The organism is Pseudomonas sp. PGPR N4 (assembly GCF_059693665.1).
The window spans coordinates 110,681-136,944 of sequence record NZ_JCAUKV010000006.1; the positions used below are offsets into that span (position 1 = coordinate 110,681).

General features: G+C 64.7%; 11 protein-coding genes. 4 read left to right on the forward strand and 7 right to left on the reverse strand.

Annotated features, from left to right (window positions below; genetic code table 11):
• Nucleotides 1–70 precede the first annotated feature (70 nt).
• Both AC58X1_RS20685 and AC58X1_RS20690 read right to left on the reverse strand, forming a co-directional pair.
• On the reverse strand, nt 71–1,000 hold the full coding sequence (locus tag AC58X1_RS20685) for an electron transfer flavoprotein subunit alpha/FixB family protein (protein WP_101318108.1): 930 nt from the start codon (nt 998–1,000) through the stop codon (nt 71–73).
• Nucleotides 1,001–1,750 carry an electron transfer flavoprotein subunit beta/FixA family protein gene (locus AC58X1_RS20690; RefSeq protein ID WP_101318106.1) on the reverse strand — a complete coding sequence of 250 codons (750 nt, stop codon included), beginning with the start codon at nt 1,748–1,750 and terminating at the stop codon, nt 1,001–1,003.
• A gap of 539 nt (nt 1,751–2,289) precedes the next feature.
• Here AC58X1_RS20690 and AC58X1_RS20695 point away from each other — a divergent pair.
• The gene (locus AC58X1_RS20695; protein ID WP_101318104.1) at nt 2,290–3,954 is read left to right on the forward strand and encodes an electron transfer flavoprotein-ubiquinone oxidoreductase; all 1,665 of its coding nucleotides are present in this window, start codon (nt 2,290–2,292) and stop codon (nt 3,952–3,954) included.
• 208 nt (nt 3,955–4,162) lie between these two features.
• Here AC58X1_RS20695 and AC58X1_RS20700 read toward each other — a convergent pair whose 3' ends face one another.
• The 3 genes from AC58X1_RS20700 to AC58X1_RS20710 form a co-directional block, all read right to left on the reverse strand.
• A complete protein-coding gene (locus tag AC58X1_RS20700; protein WP_497429389.1) occupies nt 4,163–5,503 on the reverse strand; it encodes an MFS transporter in 1,341 nt (446 codons plus the stop codon).
• A gap of 68 nt (nt 5,504–5,571) precedes the next feature.
• The gene (locus AC58X1_RS20705) at nt 5,572–6,051 is read right to left on the reverse strand and encodes a response regulator (RefSeq protein ID WP_101318100.1); all 480 of its coding nucleotides are present in this window, start codon (nt 6,049–6,051) and stop codon (nt 5,572–5,574) included.
• Nucleotides 6,052–6,207: 156 nt separating this feature from the next.
• Nucleotides 6,208–6,684, reverse strand: coding sequence for a sigma-70 family RNA polymerase sigma factor (locus AC58X1_RS20710; protein ID WP_101318098.1), 477 nt, complete (start codon nt 6,682–6,684; stop codon nt 6,208–6,210).
• A gap of 217 nt (nt 6,685–6,901) precedes the next feature.
• Here AC58X1_RS20710 and AC58X1_RS20715 point away from each other — a divergent pair, with 217 nt between their 5' ends.
• From AC58X1_RS20715 to AC58X1_RS20725, 3 genes are read left to right on the forward strand one after another with little or no spacing between them, the layout of a single operon-like run.
• A complete protein-coding gene (locus AC58X1_RS20715) occupies nt 6,902–8,080 on the forward strand; it encodes an efflux RND transporter periplasmic adaptor subunit (protein ID WP_101318096.1) in 1,179 nt (392 codons plus the stop codon).
• Nucleotides 8,081–10,042: a MacB family efflux pump subunit gene (locus tag AC58X1_RS20720; RefSeq protein WP_220633333.1), complete on the forward strand. Its 1,962-nt coding sequence runs from the start codon at nt 8,081–8,083 to the stop codon at nt 10,040–10,042.
• Nucleotides 10,043–10,045: 3 nt separating this feature from the next.
• A complete protein-coding gene (locus AC58X1_RS20725; RefSeq protein WP_497429390.1) occupies nt 10,046–11,449 on the forward strand; it encodes an efflux transporter outer membrane subunit in 1,404 nt (467 codons plus the stop codon).
• Nucleotides 11,450–11,482: 33 nt separating this feature from the next.
• On the opposite strand, the gene pvdP is transcribed toward AC58X1_RS20725, so the two are convergent.
• Together pvdP and AC58X1_RS20735 are read right to left on the reverse strand one after the other, a co-directional pair.
• The gene (pvdP, locus tag AC58X1_RS20730; protein ID WP_497429391.1) at nt 11,483–13,102 is read right to left on the reverse strand and encodes a pyoverdine maturation tyrosinase PvdP; all 1,620 of its coding nucleotides are present in this window, start codon (nt 13,100–13,102) and stop codon (nt 11,483–11,485) included.
• 126 nt (nt 13,103–13,228) lie between these two features.
• Nucleotides 13,229–26,182: a non-ribosomal peptide synthetase gene (locus tag AC58X1_RS20735; protein ID WP_497429392.1), complete on the reverse strand. Its 12,954-nt coding sequence runs from the start codon at nt 26,180–26,182 to the stop codon at nt 13,229–13,231.
• Nucleotides 26,183–26,264: the final 82 nt, after the last annotated feature.

The window sequence follows — 26,264 nt, forward strand, 5'->3', positions numbered from 1 at the left end:
ACCACTCCTTATGAAAAAAGCCCGGCCCTCATGTCGAGGGCCGGGCTTCTTTATAAGTGAAGCAGGCGGATCAGACCAGCTTTTCCAGCTCCGGAACTGCTTCGAACAGGTCCGCGACCAGGCCGTAATCAGCTACCTGGAAGATCGGCGCCTCTTCATCCTTGTTGATCGCAACGATCACTTTGGAGTCTTTCATACCGGCCAGGTGCTGGATCGCGCCGGAAATACCGACGGCGATGTACAGCTGCGGCGCGACGATCTTGCCGGTCTGACCGACCTGCATGTCGTTCGGCACAAAGCCTGCGTCTACCGCAGCGCGGGATGCACCAACGGCGGCGCCGAGCTTGTCGGCCAGGGTGTACAGGTGCTTGAAGTTGTCACCGTTACCCATGCCGCGGCCGCCGGAAACGACGATCTTGGCAGCAGTCAGCTCGGGACGGTCCGACTTGGCCAGCTCTTCGCCAACGAACGCCGACTTGCCGGCATCGTGGGCAGCGCTGACGGCTTCGACAGTGGCCGAACCACCTTCGGCAGCAACCGGATCGAAGCCGGTGGTACGCACGGTGATGACCTTGACGGCCGCGCTCGATTGCACGGTGGCAATGGCGTTACCAGCATAGATCGGGCGCTTGAAGGTGTCGGCAGACTCGACCGCGATGATCTCGGAGATCTGGTCGACGTCCAGCAGTGCAGCAACCCGTGGCAGGATGTTCTTGCCGTTGGTGGTGGCCGGAGCCAGCACGTGGCTGTAACCCTTGCCCAGCTCGGCCAGCAACGGCGCGACGTTTTCCGGCAGCAGGTGGGCATAGGCGGCGTTGTCGGCTACCAGCACCTTGGCCACGCCAGCGATCTTGGCTGCGGCTTCGGCGACAGCACCAACGTTGGCGCCGGCGACCAGTACGTGGACTTCACCACCAATCTTGGCGGCAGCAGCAACGGTATTGAGGGTGGCCGGGGCAACAGCGCCGTTCTCGTGTTCAGCGATAACCAGGATAGTCATTTAGATTACCTTCGCCTCGTTCTTCAATTTCTCGACCAGTTCAGCCACCGACTTGACCTTGATACCCGCGCTGCGTGCAGCCGGCGCTTCGACTTTTACGGTCTTCACAGTGGAGGCGGTAGAAACGCCCAGCGCGTCCGGAGTAACAGTCTCCAGTGGCTTTTTCTTGGCCTTCATGATGTTCGGCAGCGACGCATAGCGCGGCTCGTTCAGGCGCAGGTCGGTAGTGACGATCGCCGGCAGGTTCAGCGATACAGTCTGCAGGCCGCCATCGATTTCACGGGTGACATTGAGCTTGTCACCGGCCACCTCAACCTTGGAGGCGAAGGTGCCCTGGGCGTAGCCAGTCAGCGCCGCGAGCATCTGCCCGGTCTGATTGTTGTCGCTGTCGATCGCCTGTTTGCCGAGGATCACCAGTTGCGGCTGCTCCTTGTCCACCAGCGCCTTGAGCACCTTGGCCACGGCCAGCGAGTTCAGTTCATCACTGGTCTCGACCAGGATGGCACGGTCAGCGCCGAGGGCCAGCGCGGTGCGCAGTTGCTCCTGGGCAGCGGTCGGGCCGACTGCAACGGCGATGATCTCGGTCGCAATGCCCTTTTCTTTCAGGCGTACGGCTTCTTCCACCGCGATTTCGCAGAAGGGGTTCATGGACATCTTGACGTTTGCAAGGTCGACGCCGGAGTTATCCGCTTTGACGCGAACCTTGACGTTGTAGTCGACCACTCGTTTGACAGCTACAAGAACCTTCATGGATTCCTCGTTACTCTCCGGTGAAAAGAAACTCGCCTGGGGACAAAGGCCCGGCGATTGCGCGTGGGTACAAGGGCACCTCTAAAAACGTATCGGCCAGAGGATTATTCACTGTGACTGATAAGTCCTGTAGCGACTGCCGAGGTAGAACCTGCGGGTCATTTTCTGTGGTGGCGTGTAAACTCCACTACATGACGGCTTTCAGCCCGAAAACCCTGCTCTACACCTGGTCTTTAGGGGTGCTCCTGCGCCCATCGATCAGCCTACGGCGAGCGTAAAACCGCTCGTATCTTGACCGTAACACCCAGCCTGGTCAATACGGCAAATCGGCCAGCCTCCAGCCGCCTCCCTGTGATTTTACTGGTCTGCGGCAAATTCAAACAAACGTTTGTATTGGACCGTTGGAGTGGTGTAGATATAATGCGCGGCATGACCCAGCGGTGTAGTCCGTGTTCGGTAAAGCTACAGCCTAGATAGCTACCGGTGACTGCCCGTCCCCCGACAAGAAACAGCGATGAGCCTTGAGTAGGAGAGAACCAGTGGAACGCGAATACATGGAATTCGACGTGGTCATTGTCGGCGCCGGGCCGGCAGGCCTGTCCGCCGCCTGCCGCCTGAAGCAGAAGGCCGCCGAAGCCGGTAGCGAGATCAGCGTCTGCGTGGTCGAGAAAGGCTCCGAAGTCGGCGCTCACATCCTCTCTGGCGCGGTGTTCGAACCGCGCGCGCTGGACGAGCTGTTCCCTGACTGGAAAGCGCTCGGCGCCCCGCTCAACACCGCGGTCAAACGCGATGACATCTATGTCCTCAAAGATGCCGGCAGCTCGACCAAGGTGCCTGACCTGTTCGTGCCCAAGACCATGCACAACCAGGGCAACTACATCATCTCGCTGGGCAACCTGTGCCGCTGGCTGGCCCAGCAGGCGGAAAACCTCGGCGTCGAGGTTTATCCAGGTTTTGCCGCTCAGGAAGCGCTGATCGATGACAACGGCGTAGTTCGCGGCATCCTCACCGGCGACCTCGGCGTCGACCGCGAAGGCAAGCCGAAAGATGGCCTGTACACCCCAGGCATGGAACTGCGTGCCAAGTACACCCTGTTCGCCGAAGGCTGCCGCGGGCACATCGGCAAGCAGCTGATCAAACGCTTCAATCTCGACAGCGAGTCGGATGTGCAGCACTACGGCATCGGCATCAAAGAGATCTGGGAGATCGACCCGAGCAAGCACGAACAAGGCCTGGTGGTGCATACCGCGGGCTGGCCGCTGGATGTGGTCAGCAACGAGAACACCGGTGGCTCGTTCCTCTATCACCTGGAGAACAATCAGGTGGTGGTTGGCCTTATCGTCGACCTGTCCTACTCCAACCCGTACCTGTCGCCGTTCGATGAGTTCCAGCGTCTCAAGCATCACCCGGTGATCAGCCAGTACCTTGAAGGCGGCAAGCGCATCAGCTACGGCGCCCGCGCAATCGCCAAGGGCGGCTTCAACTCGCTGCCGAAGATGGTCTTCAATGGCGGCGCACTGATTGGTTGCGACCTGGGCACGCTGAACTTCGCCAAGATCAAGGGCAGCCATACGGCGATGAAGTCAGGCATGCTCGCCGCTGATGCGGTGGCTGCTGCGTTGCTGGCCGGGAGTGAAGGCGGTGATGTGCTCAATAGCTACGTCGATGGCTTCAAGGCCAGCTGGCTGCATGATGAGTTGTTTGCCAGCCGTAACTTTGGCCCGGCGATGCACAAGTTCGGGCCGCTGTTTGGTGCTGCCTTCAACTATGTCGACCAGAACTGGTTTGCCGGCAAGCTGCCGTTCACCCTGCGTGATACCAAGCCTGATTATGCGTGCCTGAAACTGGCGGCAGACTCGAAGAAGATCGATTATCCGAAGCCGGATGGCAAGTTGAGCTTTGACAAGCTGAGTTCGGTGTTTCTCTCAAGTACCAACCATGAAGAGGAGCAGCCTTGCCACTTGAAGCTGGCTGATCCGAGTGTACCGATTGCCAGTAACCTGCCGTTGTATGACGAGCCGGCGCAGCGATATTGCCCAGCTGGGGTGTATGAGGTGGTTACGCAGGAAGATGGCGCCAAGCGGTTCCAGATCAATGCGCAGAACTGTGTGCATTGCAAAACGTGTGATATCAAGGATCCGGCGCAGAATATTACCTGGGTTACGCCTGAGGGTGCGGGTGGGCCTAACTACCCTAATATGTGATTGTTTGAGGCTGGGGGCTGGGACTTGTCCATGTGATGCATGGGTAGGTTCGGCCCCTTTCGCCGTTACGGTGAGTCACTTTTTTGGCAAACGCACGGGGGCCTCAAAAAAGTGACTCCCCGTAAGGACGAAAGGATCCAGAACTATCTATGTATCAAATGGATAAGCTCAAAAGACCCGCGATCAACCCGAAGACAGTCAAGCCTAACTACGCAGCCCCCTCGCGACACAAAGCCGCCCCTGAAGCAGAACTATCACCTGCAAACACCAACGACTCCCGCCCCTGAAAACACAGCGCAGTCACCACCCCAACCCCCCCCATCACCAAACAGAACCCCACACAAACCCAAGGACTCCAAGGCATCAAGGCGATCAAAGCCAAAGGCGTAGTACTTGCCCACAATGCATATGCCACGTTATAGGTAAAGGAAATCCCGGAAACCCGAATCTGCGCCGGAAACAACCCGACCATCACCGAAGGCACCACCCCCACCACCCCACAGCAAAGCCCCGCCAGCGCATAGGCCGGCCAGATCATCCCCCACTGCCCCACCAGACTCGCATACAACGTGGCAATCCCCACCGGCAGCGCCAGGCTATAAACAAGCAACGCCCGCCACGCCCCGATCCGGTCAACCAGCAACCCCGCCAGCACGCAACCAATATTCAAGAACACGATCCCGACACTGCTCAAGGCAAAGGTATGCCCAGCACTGATACCAAACCGCTGCTGCATCACCGTCGGCGTGATCACCACCAATACCACCACCGCCGAAGTCAGCACACAGGTCAGCAGCGCCGCCGGCAGCAACGCCCGCCGATGCTCGCGCAACACCTGGCGCAACGGAAACGCCACCGGCTGCTCACGCCGCTCACGCAGCGCCAGAAACACCGGCGTCTCACTCAACCAACGGCGCAGCCAAACCCCGATCACGCCGAACACCCCGCCAAGCAAGAACGGGTAACGCCAGGCGTAATCAAGGATCTCCTGCGGGGTAAACAGCTGCGCCAGCAAAGTAGCCGTAAGCGCGCCGAGCAAATAACCAAAGGTCAATCCAGCCTGCAAAAAGCCCAATGCGTAGCCGCGCCGGCCATCCGGCGCATGCTCGGCAACGAAGGTCCAGGCGCTGGGCACTTCACCGCCCACTGCCGCGCCCTGCAGAATCCGCAGCGCCAATAGGATCAACGGCGCGGCGTAGCCGATGTCGGCGTAGGTCGGCATCACTCCGATCAGCAGGCACGGCAGCGCCATCATCAGGATGCTCAGGCTGAACACCCGCTTGCGGCCCAGATGGTCGGCAAAATGCGCCATCAAGATACCGCCCAACGGCCGCGCCAGGTAACCAGTCACAAAAATCCCGAAACTCTGCAACAAACGCAGCCACTCAGGCATTTCCGGCGGGAAAAACAGTTGGCTGAGGGTCAGGGCAAAGAACACGAAGATGATGAAATCGTAGATTTCCAACGCGCCGCCCAGCGCCGCCAGACCCAGGGTCCGGTGGTCAGCGCGGGTAAACCGCGGCGCAGGCGCGCTATCGATGGCAGTCATGGCAGAGTCCGCAGATCGGCAAAGGGCGAGAGGATAACAAACCCTGCGGCCATCAGGCGCATCCAGGCTTAGCGGTTGAACACGGTCTGGGCGAAGTTGCGCCGCAGTCTTGGATAGCCCGAGCCTGGGGAAAGCCCGGGCGGCAGCGGCAACTGGCCGACCACCATCGGCAGGTCGATGATTGCCATAAATGACTCCAACGCCTCGCTGTCAGGCACTTTCGGTAGGCTGATGCTCACCGCCTTGCGCTCGGTCTGCGGCACCGCCGGCACTTTCAGGCGCTGCGAGTGATACAGCAGGGCATGCTGAATCTGCGAACTGACCCGACAGAAACGCGCCAGATCAACACCGGCGTGGCTAGCCAGCTCGATGTTGCCAATCAACAGATTGAACGGCTGCAGCGCGCTCTGCACCAGGCGCTGCAAGTCTTCGAAGTTTTCCACCGGGGCGATCCGGTAGTACCCCATGGCATTAAGCATCTTCTCCAGCTGCAAACGCTGGGACGGGTGCTCGTCGGCGATGAGGATGCGCAAGGATTTATGAGGCATCGATCGAACCTGGGCAGAGGTAAGGACACACGCTCCATGACCATACTGCGCCAGTTCAGGCATGCCCGGTGACTACCAGGCAGGGTCTTTACTGATACTCGTCGCTAAAACGCGAGAAATCAAGGTGCCAGCACGGGGATTTTCACTGGCCGCCGTTCACGATTCCCACTGGCGCATGCGCACGCGGCAGTGCTTCATGGCATTGACGATGTGCTTTTCCACAAGACTGCGGGAAATACCCAGACGCTCGGCAATCTGCGGATGCGACAGACCGTCGATCTTGCGCAGCAGAAAACACTCGCGACACGGCGCGCTGAGTTCATCCAGTGCGCGCTGCATCAGCGCCAGGCGCTGGCCAAGCTGCATGCTCTGCGACGGCGCCGGGCTGTGCCAGCGCTCATCGCTGTCGAGCACATCGAGCGATTCGGTCTGGCGGATCAGGTGGCGGCGGTGGCGGTCAATCACCAGGTTGAGCGCAGTGCGATAAAGGAACGCGCGGGGATGCTCGATCTGCTGCGTATCGGTACGCTCCAGCACCCGCAGATAAGCGTCGTGAGCCACGTCTTCAGCGGCCTGGCGATTGCCCAGACGCGCGCAAAGAAAGCTCACCAACTCGCGATAATAATGTTCCACAACGGCACCTGGCGTCTCCCTGCTGGGCAATATGCACTGCATTGACGCGGGACTGAGTGATATCAGAGTGCGATCTTACAAATTATAATTATTCTCAGCAACAAGCACGCGATCACCTTTTCCGGCTAAATCCGGATAGAGCGCTTTCGTCTATCTGGCACCTCCGTGCGCGCCCTGATTGGCAGCGTGTGGCCAACCTCACTGGCTGGAAGTTCGCATGAGTCGCTCAACCACCACCCGCCACCGTGTTTTGCTCGGTGGCCTCGGCCTGCTGGCACTGGGCAGCGTACTGGCCTGGGCCAGCTTGCCCTTGGCTGGCGCGCCAGTCAGCACCGTCGCGGTTACCCGCGCCGACATCGAAAGCAGCGTCACCGCGCTGGGTACCCTGCAGCCACGCCGCTACGTCGACGTGGGGGCGCAGGCGTCGGGGCAGATCCGCAAGCTGCACGTCGAAGTCGGCGACCCGATCCGCCAGGGTCAGCTGCTGGTCGAAATCGACCCCTCGACGCAACAGGCCAGGCTCGATGCCGGGCGTTATTCGATCGACAACCTCAAGGCGCAACTGGCTGAGCAACGCGCGCAATTCCAGCTAGCCCAGCAACAACAGCAGCGCCAACGTGCACTGGCTGCCGCCGGCGCCACCCGTGCCGAAGACCTGCAAAGCGCTGACGCCCAGCTCAAGGTCACCCAGGCGCGCATCGACATGTACCAGGCGCAGATCCGCCAGGCCCAGGCCAGCTTGCGCAGTGATGAAGCCGAGCTTGGCTACACGCGTATCTTTGCCCCAATGGACGGTACGGTGGTGGCGCTGGACGCGCGCGAGGGCCAGACCCTCAACGCCCAACAGCAGACCCCGCTTATCCTGCGCATCGCCAAGCTGTCGCCGATGACCGTCTGGGCGCAGGTCTCGGAAGCCGACATCGGCAAGGTCAAGCCGGGCATGAGCGCTTACTTCACCACCCTCGCCGGCGGCAAGCGCCGCTGGACCAGCCAGGTAAGGCAGATCCTGCCGATCCCGCCCAAGCCGTTGGATCAGACCAGCCAGGGTGGCGGCAGCCCGGCCAGCGCCAGCGCCGGTACCACCGGCAGCCAGGTGGTGCAGTACACGGTACTGCTGGATGTCGACAATCCCGACGGCGCGCTGATGGCCGAGATGACCACCCAGGTGTTCTTCGTCGCCGGCCAGGCCAGCCAGGTCCTGACCGCGCCATTGGCCGCCTTCGACGAAGGCAAGGCCGAGGGCCTGCGCCTGGCGCAGGTGGTCAAGCGCGACGGCAAGATCGAGCAGCGCGAGGTCCGCACCGGCCTCAGTGATCGACTGCGCGTGCAGATCCTCGACGGCCTCGCCGAAGGCGAGCAACTGGTCATCGGCGCGCCCAGCGCCAGCGGAGGTTGAATGTCTGTGCCTCTGATCGAGCTGAACGGCATCTGCAAAGTCTACGGCGGTATCGACAGCCCTGAAGTGCAGGTATTGCGCGGGGTCAGCCTGAGCATTCATCCGGGTGAATTCGTCGCCATCGTCGGCACCTCCGGTTCCGGCAAATCGACCTTGATGAACATCCTCGGCTGCCTCGACCGGCCCTCCTCCGGCAGCTACCACTTCGCTGGCAAGAACGTTGCAGAACTGGACAGCGATGAGCTGGCCTGGTTGCGCCGCGAAGCGTTCGGTTTCGTCTTCCAGGGCTACCACCTGATCCCGTCTGGCTCAGCCCAGGAAAACGTCGAGATGCCTGCCATCTACGCCGGGACCGCGGCCGCCGAGCGCCATGCCCGCGCCGCCGCCCTGCTCGACCGGCTGGGCCTGGCCAGCCGCACCGGCAACCGTCCGCATCAGTTGTCGGGCGGCCAGCAGCAGCGAGTATCGATTGCCCGCGCCCTGATGAACGGCGGCCATATCATCCTGGCAGACGAGCCGACCGGTGCGCTGGACAGCCACAGCGGCGCCGAGGTGATGAACCTGCTCGACGAGCTGGCCAGCCAGGGCCATGTGATCATCCTGATCACCCACGACCGCGAAGTCGCGGCCAGGGCAGCGCGGGTGATCGAGATTCGTGACGGGCAGATCGTCAGCGACTCGGCGGCTGGCCAGCCGCCTGCGGTCATACAAGGGCTGCAGGCCGATGACCTGCGCCAGCGTCTGGATCAGGGCGCCGTCGAGCGCGGCGCCTGGAAAGGCGAGCTGGTCGAAGCCTTGCAAGCCGCCTGGCGGGTGATGTGGATCAACCGCTTTCGCACCGCACTGACCTTGCTTGGCATCGTCATCGGCGTCGCCTCGGTGGTGGTCATGCTCGCTGTAGGCGAAGGCAGCAAGCGCCAGGTCATGGCGCAGATGGCCGCGTTTGGCTCGAACATCCTCTACCTGAGCGGGCGCCACGCCACCCTGCGCGAACCCGGCGGCATCGTCAGCCTCGATGACGTTGCCGCGGTCGCGCAACTGCCGCAAGTCGAGCGGATCATGCCGGTCATTGGCGGCGAGCTGATGGTCCGTCATGGCAACAACAATCAGCAGTTCTATGTCGGCGGCAACAATATCCAGTTCCCGCACATTCTCAACTGGCCGGTGGTGGCCGGCAGCTTCTTCACCGAGGCCGACGAGCGCTCCGGCGCCGCTGTGGCGGTGATCGGGCAAAAGGTCCGCGACAAGCTGCTCGCCCCGGGCAGCGATCCGATCGGCCAATACCTGCTGATCGGCAACGTGCCGTTTCAGGTAATCGGCATGCTCGCGGCCAAAGGAGCCAGTTCCGGCGATCAGGACAGCGACGAGCGCATCGTGGTGCCCTATACCGCAGCGGCGATCCGCCTGTTCGGCAGCCACGACCCTGAGTACGTGATCATCGCCGCCGCCGATTCGGCCAGGGTCAGCGCCACCGAAGCAGCCATCGAGCGTTTGATGCGCCAGCGCCACCAGGGCAAGGCGGATTTCGAACTGACCAACGACGCGGCGCTGATTCAGGCCGAAGCACGCACACAGAACAGCCTGTCGCTGATGCTCGGCGCCATCGCCGCGATCTCGCTGCTGGTCGGCGGCATCGGCGTGATGAACATCATGCTCATGACCGTGCGCGAGCGCACCCGCGAGATCGGCATCCGCATGGCCACCGGCGCCCGTCAGCGCGACATCCTCCGCCAGTTCCTCAGCGAGGCGGTGATGCTGTCGATGGTCGGCGGCGTGACCGGCATTGTCCTCGCCCTGGCGATCGGCGGCGGCCTGCTGCTGGCCGACATCGCCGTAGCCTTCGCCCTGCCGGCCATTCTTGGCGCCTTCGCCTGCGCCGTGGTGACAGGCGTGGTGTTCGGCTTCATGCCGGCGCGCAAAGCCGCCCGCCTCGATCCGGTCAAAGCCCTTACCAGCGAATAATCCATGACCTTGCCCAGCCGCATCAGCCTGTTATCCCTGAGCCTTGCCCTCGCCGCCTGCAGCACCGCGCCCGCCCCCGAGGCCAACCTTCCGGCACCGTCGGCCTGGCAGGGCGGCAGTGAGGTTAATAACCACCCGCTGCCAAATGCCCGCTGGTGGCAGGCGTTTGCCAGCAGCGAGCTGGACGGTCTGGTCGAGCGCGCCCGGCTCAACAGCCACGACCTTGCCGGCGCTGCCGCACGGGTACGCCAGGCGCAGGCGCGAGCGGTGATTGCCGGCGCGCCGTTGCTGCCGGACCTGCAATACGGCCTCGACGCCAGCCGCCAGCGGCTGCTGCGTGGCGAGGGTAACGACCAGCTCGACGCCAGCAGCAGCGAGCGCACCAGCACCGCCTTCGATGCACGCTTGAACGCCAGCTACGAGGTGGACTTCTGGGGCGGTGTGCGCGCCGCTCGCGACAGCGCCCTGCGCGAGGTCGACGCCAGCCGCTTTGATCGGCACACCGTCGAGCTGACCCTGACCAGCGCCGTTGCCGACAGCTACCTGCGTGGCCTGACCCTGCAAGAGCAACTGCGCATCGCCCGCCTCAACCTGGCCAACGCGCGCGATGTGCTCGGCGTGGTCGAGGCGCGCCAGGGTGCGGGGTCTGCCACCCGCCTGGAGCTTGCCCAGCAGCGCAGTCTGGTCGCCGCTCAGGAACGGCAAGTGCCGTTGCTCGAACAACAGTGGCAAGACAACCGCGTGACGCTAGCCACACTGCTCGGCGAACCGGTGCAGAACCTGCCGCAGACCAGCGCCAGCATCAGCGCCGTGCGCTGGCCGCAGATCGGCAGTGGTGTGCCCAGCGACCTGCTCGGCCGCCGCCCGGACATCGCCGCCGCCGAAGCACGTCTGGCCGCCGCCAGTGCCAATGTTCAGGTCGCCCGCGCTGCACTGTTGCCGCGGCTGACCCTGGGCGCCGAACTGGGCAGTGGCGCGCGCACCTTCGCCGACATCCTCGACAGCCCCTACTACACCCTGACAGCCGGGCTGATCGGGCCAATCTTCAATAACGGCCGCCTCAGTGCGGCCCGCGACCTGGCCATAGCCGAGCAGGAAGAACTGCTGGAGAACTACCGCAGCAGCATCGTTGCCGGCTTTGCCGATGTGGAAAAGGCGCTCAACGCGATCAGCGGGATAGACCGTCAGCGCCAGTGGCAGTATGAGGAACTCACCCAGGCCAGGCTGGCTTTCGATATTGCCCAACGCCGCTACAGCGCCGGCGCCGAAACCCTGCTCAGCGTGCTCGAAACCCAGCGCACGCTGTACCTGGCCCAGGACCAGCAGGCGCAACTGCGTCTGGCCCGCCTGCAAGGCAGCGTAGCGCTGTACAAAGCCCTGGGCGGTGGCTGGCAGGTCGAGCAGTAGGCGAACGCCCGGGGCCGCGGCCCCAGGCCGGCTTCAGACGATATTCTTTAGCGACAAGTGCCGCGCATACCAAGGCCGCTGCGGCACCTTGCGCACCAACCCGGCGAGCGTGTCGTCTTCACCAAAGGTGATGCGCAGAGCCAGCTTCATGGTCTCTACGTCCATCTCCACCGACTTGCCCAGGCGCAGGCCGGGCGTGCTGCTGCAACCGTGGGTGTCCGGCCCCAGCCACGGATCGCCGACCTCGACGAAGCGTCCAGGCGCAAACCACTTCACCCCGCTCACCTCAAGCCGGCGCACCTGGCCCGGGTGCAGCCGCTCATGGGCCTGATACCAGTCCTCGATGCGCTCGTCGATCCAGCCGTGAAAGCCCCAGAACACCGGGTTGACGTGGGATGAAAACGGATCGCCAAGAAAGTCGTTGTCGGCACCGAACCAGCGCGGAGCAAAGTCGCTCGGATCGCGGGCAAACGGCACCGGAGCGCCGTTGCTTGGGTCGCGCGGAACCGAGGCCCAGCACATGTGCAGCCAGTCGTGCAGGGTCATTTCCATTTCCGAACCAAGCTCGCCCAGGCTGAGCCTGGCCAGGTACTGCGGGTCCTGATACTGCGACTCCCACACCTGGAAGTTACTGCAGAACGTTTCGCTGGCCTTGATCGCTGCAACCCACTGGCCATACGGCTCGTCGCCCGGCGCCTGCCAGCTGGGCGGCACACAGCAGCCGTCGTGGTTCTCGTGGTAGCGGGCAAAGCCCTGACGGTCGAACTCGACGTTGGGCTGCGGCAGCGGAAACTGCTGCCAGGCGGGCAAGTCCTGCAACTGCCGCGCTGCCGCGAGCATGTGCCGGTGCATGAACAGAAAGTCGATACCCGAGCCATTGCGGTGCTTGCGTGGGCCGCGGGCATCGCGCTCCTGCTCACGTGGGCCGGGCTGCCAACCGAGCCCACGCAGGGCGTTGCGCTTGTCTTCGGGGAGCTTGTGCCACTGGTCGCGGGTGGCGTGCCAGAGCTGATGGAACAAGCGATGTTCGGGGCTGATCACCCAGGCCTGCATCGCCGCGTTGTAGGTCAGGCGCTCACGTGCTTCGGGGAAACTGCGTTTGATCGCAACGAAGCGGCTGTCGGGCACCGGCAGGGTCAGCGAGCGGTCGACTCGTTGCAAGCGGCCACTGAGGCTGGCGTTGCCGGCATTGGCGAACTCGCCCCAGACCTCATCCAGGCTGGCGATGCACTCGTAGCCGGGGCCGCCGCGCAGGCTGATCAAACGCCAGCGCACCTGCCGCGAATTGGCCCCGACCAGGTCCCCGAGAATGCGGTAGGCGGCCACGCCGTCAGCGCGCAACTGCTCGCCGGTATCGACAAAACCACGCAGGCCACGGCCCTTGGTGGCGACGTCGATAAACGCCTGCACGCCCGTGAGTGGCAAGCCCTCGAGGCCGCCATCAATGCCCTCGAAGCGCAGGTCCCAAACGCCGCGCATCTGCTCGGCGAGCACCTGGCCGGTGAAATCGGCAGGTTCCACCGTCGCTTCGCCGGGGGTGACGATGTCGTCGGCCGGGTCGTGGGTCAGCTCCCTGTGCGCGTAGTAAGCCGCCGTGCCAGTGGCCCCCGCCAGCGCCAGGCCAGCGATGAAGCCGCGTCGAGAAATGGTCATTGCGCCTCTGATCAAATGCGATGGTGCTGCAGGTGGTGTCCAAGCTAGAACGGATAACCACAGGTTGAATTTAACGCTCGGCCAGGCGCCGGCGAGCGGGCGACCAGCGCCCGCCCGCCGCAGCTGTCAGAAGCCTTCCAGCTCGGCCATCAGGTCGCTCAGGCGGTCGACCTTGTCGTCATCCAGCACACTGCCCTGCAGCCCTTCGACATATAGCGCCAGTTCCTCGACCGTGCTGCACTCGAACATTGCCCGCAGCGGCACGTTCAGTTGCAGCTGCTTCTGCACCCGCGAGGCGATCTGAGTGGCCAGCAGCGAGTGGCCGCCAAGCTCGAAGAAGTTGTCGCGCACGCCTACCCGCTCGCTGCCGAGCACATCGGCCCAGATCACAGCCAGTGTCGCTTCCAGCTCGCTGCGCGGCGCCAGGTAGTCCTGGCTGTGCTGAGCACCGATATCGATGGCTGGCAGCGCTTTGCGATCGAGCTTGCCGTTGGCGTTGTGCGGCAGGCTGTCGAACCAGCCCCAGTGCAACGGCACCATGTACTCCGGCAGGTCGCTGCGCAGGCGCTGTTTGACCTGTTCAAGCAAGGTTGCATCGGCCGTCACGCCGTGATGCGCCACCAGATAGCCGACCAGGTGCTTGCCGTTGACGCCCTCCTGCACGCCGACGGCGGCGTCGCGGATCTCGCCTTGCTCATGCAGGCGCGCTTCGATCTCGCCCAGCTCGATCCGATAACCGCGGATCTTCACTTGGTGGTCGATGCGACCGACGTATTCGAGCACGCCGTCTACCCGGCGCCGGGCCAGATCACCCGTGCGGTACAAGCGCTCTCCCGGCGCGCCGTATGGATGCGGGATGAACGCCAGGGCCGTGCGCACCGGGTCGCCGACATAGCCGCGGCCCACCCCGGTGCCGGCCACGCACAACTCGCCCACTGCACCCAGCGGCACCAGGGTCTGTTCTTCACCCAGCAGGTACAGCCGGTTGTTGTCGGTCGGCGTACCGATCGGCAGGTAGCTGCCTTCGGTCGACGCTGCATCGACACGGAAGAACGCCACGTCATCCGAGCACTCGGCCGGGCCATAAGCGTTGACCAGACCAATTGCCGGGTAGCGTTGCAGCCATTGCGCGGCCAGCTCGGGCGGCATCGCCTCGCCGGTCGGCAGCATCCAGCGCAGCCGGTCCAGGTGCTGCTCGGGGTTGGCGAGCATGCCCTGAATCAGCGACGGCACGCTTTCCAGCACGCTGATCCCGCTCGCCTGCACATGGCTGAGCAAGCCTTGCGGGTCATGCGCGATGGCGTTCGGCACGATCTCAACGCGGGCCCCGAACAACGGCGCGGCGAGAAACTGCCAGACCGAAATATCAAAACTTTGCGACGCGGTCTGGGCGATCACGTCGTGCTCGTCCAGCCCCAGGTACGGCACCTTGCTCAACTGGTTGTTGAGCATGCCACGCTGCTCGACCATCACCCCCTTGGGCAAACCGGTGGAGCCGGAGGTGTAGATCACATAGGCGAGGTTGTCCGGGCCGCTGTAGATACCTGGGTTATGGCTAGCCACGGCGCTATGCTGAATTTCTTCCCACACCAGCAAGGTTGGCCGTACGGCACCGGCCAGCTCATCCAGCAGTTGCCGCGCCTGTTCGGCGTGGGCGGCGGTGCACACCAGCAGCGGCGTGCGGCTCAGCTCGACGATGCGTTGCAGGCGCGCCGCTGGCAGCCCGGGGTCGAGCGGCAGATAGCCCGCGCCGGCCTTGAAGCTGCCGACGATCATGCCCAGCAGCGGCAAGCCACGCTCGGCCAGCAGGGCTACGGGTTGATCGATGGCGACGCCCGCTGCGAGCAGCGCGTGGCCCATGCGGTTGGCGGCCAGGTTGAGCCCGGCGTAGTCAAAACTGGCCTCCAGGCAGCGCGCCACGACCCGCTGCGGATGCGCGGCGACGCGCGCCTCAAACAGCTCGACATAGCTCTGTTCAAGGCTGTAGGCATGCTCGCTGCGGTTGCAGTCTTCGAGCAGGAAGCGTTGTTCTTCAGCGCCGAGCAACGCCAGCGCGCTGACCTCGCCGTCAAAGCCCTCGACCAGCGCCAGCAGCAGGCGCTTGAATTCGGCCAGCAAGCGCTCGACCGTGGCGTGATCGAAATAGCGCTGGTCAAACGACAGGTGCAGGCCTAGGTCATCACCGGGGTAGCACACCGCGGTCAGCGGAAAGTTGGTGTGGGTCCGGCCCGAGTCAGAGCTGGCGTTGAGGTGCTGGGCGTGGTCGAGCACGGCCGTTTCCACTGGCGCGTTCTCGAACACGAACAGGCTGTCGAACAGCGCCTGGCCCTTGGGCAGTTCGCTGCGCTCCTGGATCGCCACCAGCGGCAGGTACTCGTATTCACGCAGCTCCATGTTGCGCTCGAGCAGGCCCTGCAGCCACTGCCGCACACTTTGCCGCTGCCCCGGCGCCGGCAATTGCACACGCAGGGCCACGCTGTTGATGAACAGGCCAACCGTGCGCTGCATCTGCGGCATGCTCACCGGCCGCCCAGCCACGGTAACGCCGAAGACCACGTCGCGCTCGCCGCTGAAGCGCGCCAGCACCAGTGCCCAGGCCGCCTGGGCGAAGGTATTGATGGTCAACTGGTGGGCCTGGGCCAATTCGCGCAGGCGGGCGCCCTGCTCGACCTGCAGCCGGGTATAGCAGTCGCCGACGATCATGCCGTCGCCGGCATGGTCGTGGCGCAGCGGTCGGTCGCTGGGCAGCGCCGTGGCGCGCTCGAATCCGGCCAGGTTGGCTTGCCACCACTGGCGCGCTTCATCGAGGTCCTGCCGTTGCAGCCAGCCGATGTAATCGCGATAGCGCGGCGGCACTGGCAGTTGCGCCTGGCGGCCCTCACCGAGCGCCTGATAGATCTCGAAGAAGTCGTTCATCAGCAACGAGCGGCACCAGGCATCGATCAGGATGTGGTGATTGCTCATCATGAACCAGTAACGCTCGTCGGCCACGCGCACCAGGCGCAGGTGAAACGGCGCCTGGCTGAGCAATTCGAAGCCCGCTTCGCGTTCCTGCTTGTGCAGCGCTTGCAGGCGTTGCTCCTGGGCCTCGTCATCCAGCTCGCGCCAGTCCTGATAGTCGACGGCGGTGTGGCCCGGCTTATGGATGATCTGCAGCATCGCTTCGCCGGCGCTCCAGCTGAACGAGGCACGCAGGGCTTCGTGACGGGCGACTACCGCCTGCCAGGCCTGGGCAAAGCGCTGCGGCTCGAGCGCGCTGTTGATGCGGTAGCGGTCCTGCATGTAGTAGATGCCGGTGCCCGGCTCGAGCAGGGTATGCAGGAGCATCCCCTCCTGCATCGGCGTCATCGGGTAGACGTCGTCGATTTGCGCAGCGGGTACGGGCAGGCTGTCGATCTGCTCCTGGCTCAGGTGAGCGAGGGGGAAGTCCGACGGGGTGAAGCTGCCGTTGCCATCGGCCAGGCAATGGGCAACCAGCGCCAGCAGTTCGCGGCGATAGTCTTCGGCCAGCGCGGCGATGGTGGCGTGCTCGTAGCGCTCGCTGCTGAAGGTCCAGCGCAGTTGCAGGGCACCACCGTAAACCTGGCCATCGACGCTGAGCCAGTTGGGCAGCGCCGCGTCGAGGTCGTGGGCCAGGCCCGCCGGCGCATCCAGCGGCTGGAACAGCGCATGCGCATCGAACTGCTGGTCGAACTGGCCGAGGTAGTTGAAGGTGATCCGCGCCTGCGGCAGCGCTGCCATGCTTTCGCGGCTGGCGGCGTCAGCGAGGTAACGCAGTACGCCGTAACCGATGCCCTTGTGCGGCACCTGGCGCAGTTGTTCCTTGATGCGTTTGATCGAGCTTGCCTGGGCCTGATCGTGGTCGCCTGGCTCGATGGCCAAGGCCAGTGGATAGGCATTGGTAAACCAGCCGACGCTGCGGGTCAGGTCGAGGTCTTCGAACAAGCCTTCGCGGCCGTGGCCTTCCAGTTGCACCAGCACTTCGCGGTCGCCGCTCCAGCGGCACAGGGTGCGCGCCAGGGCGGTCAGCAGCAGGTCGTTGACCTGGGTGTGATAGGCCGCCGGCGCCTGCTGCAGCAGCTGGCGGGTTTGTTCGACCTCAAGGTTGATGCTCAGGGTCTGTGCATGTCGGTTGAGGTTGCCGCCCTGAGGATGATCACAGGGCAGCTCACGGCGCACGCCAGCCAGTTGCGTCTGCCACCAGCCAAGCTCATCGCGCAGCGAGTCGCTGCCGGCATAGGTAGCCAGGCGCGCTGCCCAGTCGCCGATGGCGTGGGTCTTGGCCGCGAGATTGGCGCCGCGGTACAGCGCCTGCAAGTCCTCGAGCAGCACCCGCCAGGACACGCCATCGACCACCAGGTGGTGGATAACGACCAGCAAACGCTGCTGGCCTTGTCCATCACTGACCAGCAAGGCGCGCAGCAGCGGCCCTTGCTGCAGGTCGAGGCTGCGTTGCACATCGGTATACAGCGCCTGGCAGTCGTCCAGATCGGCGACCGTCGCCGTCCACAGCAGTTGCTCGCTGGTCGGCTGTTGATACTCGCCGTGCCAGCGACCGTTCACCTGAGTGAAGCGCAGCCGCAAGCTGTCGTGCTGGACCAGCAACGCGGCCAGCGCCTGTTCCAGGCTCGCCGCCAGCAATGGCTCACGGACCTGCAACAGCACGGCCTGGTTCCAATGCTGCGGCTCGACCACTTCACTGTCGAAGAACCATTGCTGGATCGGCGTCAACGCGCTGCTGCCGACCCGCGCGCCCTGCTCGATCACGCTAGGCGCATCGCTGTGCCTGACCACCGCGGCGAGTGCCTGGATGGTTTGGTGCTGGAACAGGTCGCGCGGGGTGAACTGTAGGCCCAGTTGGCGGGCCCGGCTGACCACCTGGATCGACAGAATCGAATCGCCGCCCAGCTCGAAGAAATTGTCCTGCACACCGACCCGGGCGACGTTGAGCACCTCCCGCCAGACCTGCACCAGTTGCTCCTCGAGCGCATTCGCCGGGGCTTGATAATGCAGCTGCACCAGCTCCAGATCCGGCGCTGGCAAGGCGCGGCGGTCGAGCTTGCCGTTGCCCATCAGCGGCAGCTGGGCGAGCAGCACCAGGTGTGCGGGGACCATATAGTCCGGCAGGTGCCGGCGGGCATGAGCCTTCAGCGCTTCGCGCAGATCGGCCTGGGTAGCCGCGTCGGCGTTGGCCTGAGCGCAGACCAGATAGCCCACCAGCTGCTTGCCGCCGGGCAAGTCCAGCGCCAGCACCACTGCCTCGTCGATGTCGGCGTAGGCTTGCAGGCGGCTTTCGATTTCACCCAGTTCAATCCGGAAGCCACGGATCTTCACTTGCTGGTCGGCACGGCCAACGTATTCGACCAAGCCATCAGCACGCAGGCGCACGCGGTCGCCGGTGCGGTACAGGCGGCCGCCGTCGCGGCTAAACGGGTCGGCGACAAAACGCTCGGCAGTCAAACCGGGGCGGTCGTGATAACCCTGGGCCAGGCCGGCGCCGCCGATGTACAGTTCGCCGATGCCGCCCTGGGGCAACAGCGCCAGATCGTCATCCAGCACGTACGCGCTGCGAGCGCCGATCACTTGGCCGATCGGCACGCTGCCAGCGTCGGCCGGCAGGGTCGTCGGCGCCAGACACGCGAGCGGCATGACTACGGTTTCGGTCGGCCCATAGGCGTTGAACAGCTGCTGCGGAACAAACGCCTGGCGGATCCGCTGCAGGTGCTCGCCGGTCAGCGCTTCACCGCCGGTGATTACCAGACGCACTGGCAATTGCTCGGCGCTGCTGGCCAGGTACTGAGCCAGCTGGCTGCCGTAGCTTGGGGTAAAGCCAAGAATGTTCACCTGCTGCTCGCGCACCAGCTGGCAGATTTCCTCGGCGCCCCACTGCCCTTGCCCGCGCAAGACCACCCGCGCACCGCACAACAGCGGCGCCAGCAGGCGCTCACTGGCAGCATCGAAGTTGATCGAATAGAAGTGCAGCTCGCAGTCGTCGCTGCGCATGCCGAACGCGCTGATCACGGCCTGGCAATGCATGGCGATTTCGCCGTGGCTGACCACCACGCCCTTGGGCTGGCCGGTCGAGCCGGAGGTGTAGATCAGGTAGGCCTGATGCTGCGCCAGGCTGAGGTTGGTCAGCGCTGCATCGCTGTAATCAGCCAAGGCTGCGGCATCATCCTCAAGGCACCAACGGCCGACAGTGGCCGGCAACTCGCCGAGCCGTTCGAACAAATCGCGCTGGCCGAGCAGCAGGCCGATGCGGCTGTCTTCGATCATGTATTGCAGGCGTTGCAGTGGGTATTCCGGGTCGAGCGGCACATAGGCACCGCCGGCCTTGAGGATTGCCAACAGGCCAACGACCATTTCCAGCGAGCGCTCAAGTGCCAGGCCAACCCGCACTTGCGGGCCGACGCCACGCTCGCGCAGCACCCGCGCCAGGCGATTGGCCTGCTGGTCGAGGGCGGCATAGCTGAGGTGTTCACCGGCAAAGGTCAGCGCCAGCGAATCCGGGCTGCGCTGGGCTTGCACGCTGAACAGACCGTGCAGGGTGTGTTGCAGCTCGCCAGCAGGCTCGCCCTGCAATTGGTCAAGTAGCGCCTGTTGCTCGGCCGCGGCCAGCATCGGCAGCTCGCACAGACGCTGCTGCGGGTCGGCGATCAGCCCAGCCAGCAGCTGTTGCCAGTGCTCGGCCATACGGGCGATGCGCGGTTCATCGAACAGGTCGCGGCTGTAGGTCAGGCAGCAGCCGAGGCGGCCGTCCAGGTCGGTAACTTCCAGGTACAGGTCGAACTTGGTCGCACTGGCGTCGTTGAGCAGGTAGTCGACCTGCATCCCGGCCAGCTCGCGGCTTTGCTGGAAGGCCCAGCGCTGCACGTTGCACATCACCTGGAACAGCGGGTTGTAGGCACTGCTGCGCGCCGGTTGCAAGGCTTCGACCAGTTGCTCGAACGGCAGGTCCTGGTGCGACTGGCCGGCCACGATGGTGTCACGCAGTTGCTCGAGCAGGTCGCCTGCACGCATCTGCCCGTCCAGCTCGCAGCGCAGCACTTGGGTGTTGAGGAAGGCGCCAATAAGGCCTTCGCTTTCCGGGCGAATCCGGTTGGCCACCGGCGCACCGATACGCAGGTCGCGCTGGCCGCTGTAGCGGTGCAGCAAGGCCGCCAGAGTGGCGGTCATGGTCATGAACAGGGTCAGGCCGCGCTCGCCATTGAACGCATGCACCCGCGCCGCCAGTGCCGGGTCGAGGTCGAAGCGGTACAGCCCGCCCTGATGGCTCTGCACCGGCGGCCGTGGGCGGTCGCTGGGCAGTTCCAGCAGCGGCTGGTCATCGCCCAGCCGGGCCTGCCAGTAGGCCAGCTGGCGCTGGCCTTCGCCGCCTTCCAGCCATTGCCGCTGCCACACGCTGTAGTCCAGGTACTGCACTGGTAACGGCGCCAGCGGCGACTCGCGATCATCGACAAAGGCTTCGTACAGCTCACCCAGTTCGCGGGCAAAGATGTCCATCGCCCAGCCTTCGGTGACGATATGGTGCAAGGTCAGGACAAAGTAGTGCTCGCGCTCGGCGGCCTTGACCAGGCAGGCGCGCAGCAGCGCACCGCGCTCCAGATCGAACGGCTGGTGCGCCTGTTGATCGGCCAGCGCTTGCAGGCGCTGTTGGCGCTGCTCGGCAGCCACCGCGCTGAAGTCATGCCACTGCACCTGCAATGGGCTGTGCTCGGCGACGCACTGGTATGGCACGCCGTCGATGCTCGGGAAGGTGGTGCGCAGGGTTTCGTGACGGGCAATCAACGCATGCAGGGCGCGCTCGAAGGCATCCACGTGCAAGGTGCCGCGCAGGCGCGCCATGCCGCCGACGTTGTAGGCCGGGCTGTCCGGCTCCATCTGCCAGAGGAACCACATGCGCTGCTGCGAATACGACAGCGGCACCGCCTGGCGCCGGTCGACCCGCGCAATAGCGCCTTGCTGGTTATGCTCGCCGCGCTCGCGCAGCCCGGCAATCTCGACACAGAATGCGCCCAGCTCGCTGGCATCGAACAAGGTCTTCAACGGCAGCTCGACGTCCAACGCCTGGCGTGTGCGCGAGACGATCTGGGTGGCCAGCAGCGAATGGCCGCCGAGGGCGAAGAAGTCATCCTGCAAGCCCACCTGCGGCACGCCGAGCACTTCGCGCCAGATTGCCGCGACCTGCTGTTGCAGCGCAGTGTGCGGCTCGACGTGCTGGCGTTGTTGCCAGACCGGCGCCGGCAGCGCCTTGCGCTCGACCTTGCCGCTCGGGCCGATGGGCATCTGAGCAAGGTGGATCAATTGCGCCGGGACCATATAGGCCGGCAGGCGCTCGCTCAGTGCGGCCAGCAGCGCCTCGCTCTGCTCGTTACCGGTGTAATAGCCGAGCAACTGCGCACCAACCGCGTCCTGATGAATCAGCACCACCGCCTGAGAGACGCCCAGCTGAGCCAGCAGGCAGGCCTGCACTTCTTCGGGTTCAACCCGGAAGCCACGGACCTTGACCTGCTGATCGAGCCGGCCCAGATATTCCAGCGCAGCATGCTCGGGCAACCAACGGACGCGGTCGCCGCTGCGGTACAGGCGCGCGCCGTTGCCATCGGCCTGCGGCACGAAGCGCTCGGCGGTCAGCCCTGGTCGGCCCAGGTAACCCCGAGCCAGGCCGACGCCACCCAGGCACAGCTCGCCCGGCACACCTGGCGGGCTCAGCTCGAGTTCGTCATCGAGCACCTGGCAGAGCACGTTGGCCAGCGGCCTGCCAATCGGTGAACGCTCGCCATCGCTGGGCTGGCAATGCCAATGGGTTACGTTGATTGCGGTTTCGGTCGGGCCATAGCGGTTGTGTAGGTGCACCTGCGGCAGTACCTGCAGAACCCGATCACGCAGGCTGGCCGACAACGCCTCGCCACCGGAGAACAGCCGGCGCAGGCTCGTGCAGCTCGCAGCCAGCGGCTCCTCGACAAACACCTGCAGCAACGGCGGGACGAAGTGCAGCGTGGTCACGCCAAACTGCTGCACCAGCTCGGCGATGCGCTGCGGATCACGGTGCTCGCCGGGGCCGGCGAGGACCAATGGGCAACCGGTGAGCAGCGGCCAGAAGCACTCCCACACCGACACGTCAAAACTGATCGGTGCCTTTTGCAGCAGCACATCACTGGCCTCCAGTGCATAGCTGGTCTGCATCCACCGCAGGCGCTCGGCCAATGCCCCATGGGTATTGCCGACGCCTTTGGGCTGGCCGGTGGAGCCTGAGGTGTAGATTACGTAGGCGAGGTTGTCGCCTTCCAGATGCAGCCCCGGCGCATGGCTTGGCCAGCTGTCCAGGTGCAACTGGTCAAGGGCGATCACGCTGACCTCGGCACGCTGCGGCAGCTGTGCCAGGCAGTCGCTGTGGCTGAGCAACAGGCTCGCGCCACAGTCGGCGAGCATGAACGCCAGCCGCTCGGCAGGGTAATCGACGTCCAGCGGCACATAGGCGCCACCGGCCTTGAGGATCGCCAGCAAGCCGACCAGCAACTGTGGCGAGCGCTGCAGGGCAATCGCGACACAGGTATCGGGGCCGACACCTTTGTCGCGCAGGTAATGCGCCAGGCGGTTGGCCTGCTGGTGCAGGCTGGCGTAATCGAGGCTGCCGCCGTCCCAGAGCAGAGCCGGCTGTTGCGGGGTCAGGCGCGCCTGTTCGTTGAGCTGCTCGACCAGCAAGCGCTGCGGCGCCGGCGCTGCGCACTGGCCCCATTGCAGCAGTTGCGTGCGCGAGGCGGCATCAAGCAACTGCACATCGCCCAGCGCCAGCTGCGGTTGCGCGCTGACCTGTTCGAGCAAGGCCAGCAGGTGCTGCGACAGGCGCCGCACGGTGGCCGCGTCGAACAGCTCGGCGGCATAGTCGAAGGCCAGGCTGAGGCGGCCCTGCTGGTCTTCTTCGCTGTGCAGTTGCAGGTCGAACTTGGCTTCACGGCTGTGCCATGGCAACTCTTCGGCGAGCAAACCAGGCAGGCGGCGCAGCGCTGACAGGTCGCGTTGCTGATGGTTGAACATGACCTGGAACAGGCCCTGCTCACGCGCCTGCGGCAGTGTTTCAAGCAGCTGCTCGAACGGCAGGTCCTGATGCGCCTGCGCCTCGATCGTGGCCTGACGCACCTGGGCCAGCAACTGGCTGAACGGCTGGCGGCCATCGAGCTGCGCACGCAGCACCTGGGTATTGATGAAGAAGCCAACCATGCCCTGAGTTTCCAGGCGTGGGCGGTTGGCATTGGGCACGCCAACGCGGATGTCGTGCTGCCCGCTGTAGCGGTGCAGCAAGCCCTGCCAGGCAGCCAGCAGGATCATGAACAGGCTGGCCTGTTGCTGCTCGGCAAGCTGCTTGAGCGCGGTGGTGAGCTGGGCCGGGACTTTTACGCTGAGGCGCTCGGCGCGCAGTGTGCGCTGGCTCGAACGCGGCTGATCGGTGGCCAGATCGAGCACCGGCAGATCATCACCCAATTGCGCTTGCCAATATTCAAGTTGTGCTGCAGCCGCGCCCTCGGCCAGCCACTGGCGCTGCCAGATGCCGTAATCGGCGTAGCCCAACGGCAGCGCTGGCACGCTGACGTGCTGGCCCTGGCAGCGGGCCGCGTACAGGCGAGCGAACTCATCCAGCAGAATGTTCAGCGACCAGCCGTCAGCGACGATGTGGTGCAGCGTCAGCCACAGCTGGTGCTGCTCATCATCCAGCCGCGCCAGAGTAGCGCGCAGCAGCGGCCCATTGCCCAGATCGAACGGCTGCTGCGCCTCGGCTTCGCGGCGGGCCGTAACCTGCGCGGGGTCCAGCCCATGCAGGTCAAGCTGAGCGAGCTCCAGTTGCTGCTCAGGCAGCACCCGTTGCAGGGCCTGGCCGGCGACTTCGCTGAACACCGTACGCAACGATTCATGCCGGCTGACCAGCGCTTGCAGGCTGTGCTGCAGCGCGGCAACGTCGAGTTCGCCGCGCAGGTGCAGGCCGGCCGGGATGTTGTAGGCTGCCGACTGCGGTTGCAGCTGCCACAGCAGCCACAGGCGGTTTTGCGCCAGCGACTGCGGCAGTGGCTGAGCGCGGCCGCGCACGTCGATATGACTGCGCTGCTGGCCGCCGTCAGCCAGCAGTGCAGCTACCGCTGCGCTGTAGTCAGCCAGCAGCGGGGCGTCGAACAGGGTGCGCAGGCTCAGCTCGATGCCAAGCTCGTCTGCCAGTTGCGCGGTCGCCTGGGTGGCGGCAATCGAGTTGCCACCCAGCAGCAGGAAGTGGTCATCGGCCGCCACCGCTTCGACCTTGAGCAGATCACGCCAGATGGCAGCGATGCGCGCTTGCAGGGGCTCTGTCACAGAAGCCGCCGACGCCACGCTGCTGATCGCCGGGAAGCGCGCGTAGCAATCAAGGCTGCCGTCATCCATGCGCTGGCGACAGGCCGCGCGTTGCAGCTTGCCGCTGGAAGTCTTCGGTAGCGCGCCGGGGTTGAGCAGCAGCACTGCCGCCGGTGCCTGCCGACAGGCATCGGCGATCACCTGGCGCAGGGTCTTGATCAGCGTCTCGGGAGCGGTCGACTTCTGCACATTGCGGCTCACTTCGACAGCGACACCGATGCCCTCCTCGCCGTTGTCGTCGACGGCGAATACCGCCACCCGCCCCTTGCGCAGCCCTTCGACTTCGCGCTCGAGGGTCTGCTCCAGATCCTGCGGGTAGAGGTTTTGCCCACGTACGATGAGCATGTCTTTCAGGCGCCCGGTGACGAATATCTCGCCGTCGCGGATAAAGCCCAGGTCGCCCGTGCGCAGCCAGGTCTGGCCGTTCATCTCGACGAAGGTGCGAGCCGTCGCTTGCGGGTTGCGCCAATAGCCACGGGCGATGCTCGGGCCGGCGGCCCAGATTTCCCCGACCTGGTTATCCGCCAGCAGCTGTTGCTGCTGTGGTTCGACGATGCACACGGCGTGCTCGGGTTGCGGATAGCCGCAGCTCATCAACACACTGCCCTCGCCGCTTTCGATACGGTGCTCGGCCAGCGCCTGGGCATCGACCTGCAGAGCAGCAATGCCTTGAGCGCGACGGCTGCCGCTGACGAACAAGGTGGCTTCGGCCAGGCCGTAACTGGCGAAGTAGCTGCTGCGCTCGAAGCCGCATGGCTGAAACTTGCTGGCAAAGGTTTCCAGGCTGTCCTGGCGGATCGGCTCGGAACCGGAATACGCCACCCGCCAGCGGCTAAGGTCGAGCCCGGCCAAGGCCGCTTCGCTAACCCGTTCACTGCACAGGCGGTAGGCAAAATCCGGCCCGCCGCTGATGGTGCCGCCGTACTCGCTGATCGCCTGCAGCCAGCGCAGCGGCCGGGCCAGGAAGTACCCCGGCGACATCAGCACACACGGCACGCCACTGAAGATCGGCTGCAGCAAGCCGCCGATCAAGCCCATGTCGTGGTACAGCGGCAGCCAGCTGACGATGACGTCGTCGGGGTTCAGGTCGATGCCAAAGCCCTGGCGAATCAGTTGCTCGTTGGCGACCAGGTTGGCATGGCTGACCTGCACGCCCTTGGGCAATGCGGTAGAGCCTGAGGTGTACTGCAAGAAGGCGATGTCATCGCCCGCCAACTGCGGCTCGCGCCACTGCGCCGCCAGCGCCGGGTCGAGCTGGTCGACCGCCAGCAACTGCGGCGCGCCGTCAGCAGCGAGCGCGTCAAGTTGCTGCAGGCTGTCGCGCAGTGTTTCCACGGTCAGCAGCAAGCGCGGCTGGGCATCGTCGATGATCGACAACAGGCGCTGTTGATGATGGCGCCTGGCAGACTCTGGCGGATAGGCCGGCACGGCAATCACACCCGCATACAGGCAGCCGAAGAACGCCGCGACGTAATCGGCACCGCTGGGGAACAACAGCACTGCCCGATCACCGAACTCGGCCCGCGCCTGCAGTGCTGCGGCGATGGTCCGCGCCCGCGCATCCAGCGCCTGATAGGTCAGTGCTGCCTGCTCGCGCGGGTCATCGGCCAGAAAGCGCAAGGCGATCCGCTCGGGGGTCTGCTTGGCGCGTTGCGCCAGGGCCTGGACCAGCGAGTGCGGGAGTTCGAAGGCGTCCGTCATGGGTGTTCCTGCCAGTGTCTGGGTAAGTCGGGCCTGGCCGTTGCCTCGCTGAATGCGGGCGGCGTAGGCGGCCTTGGGTACA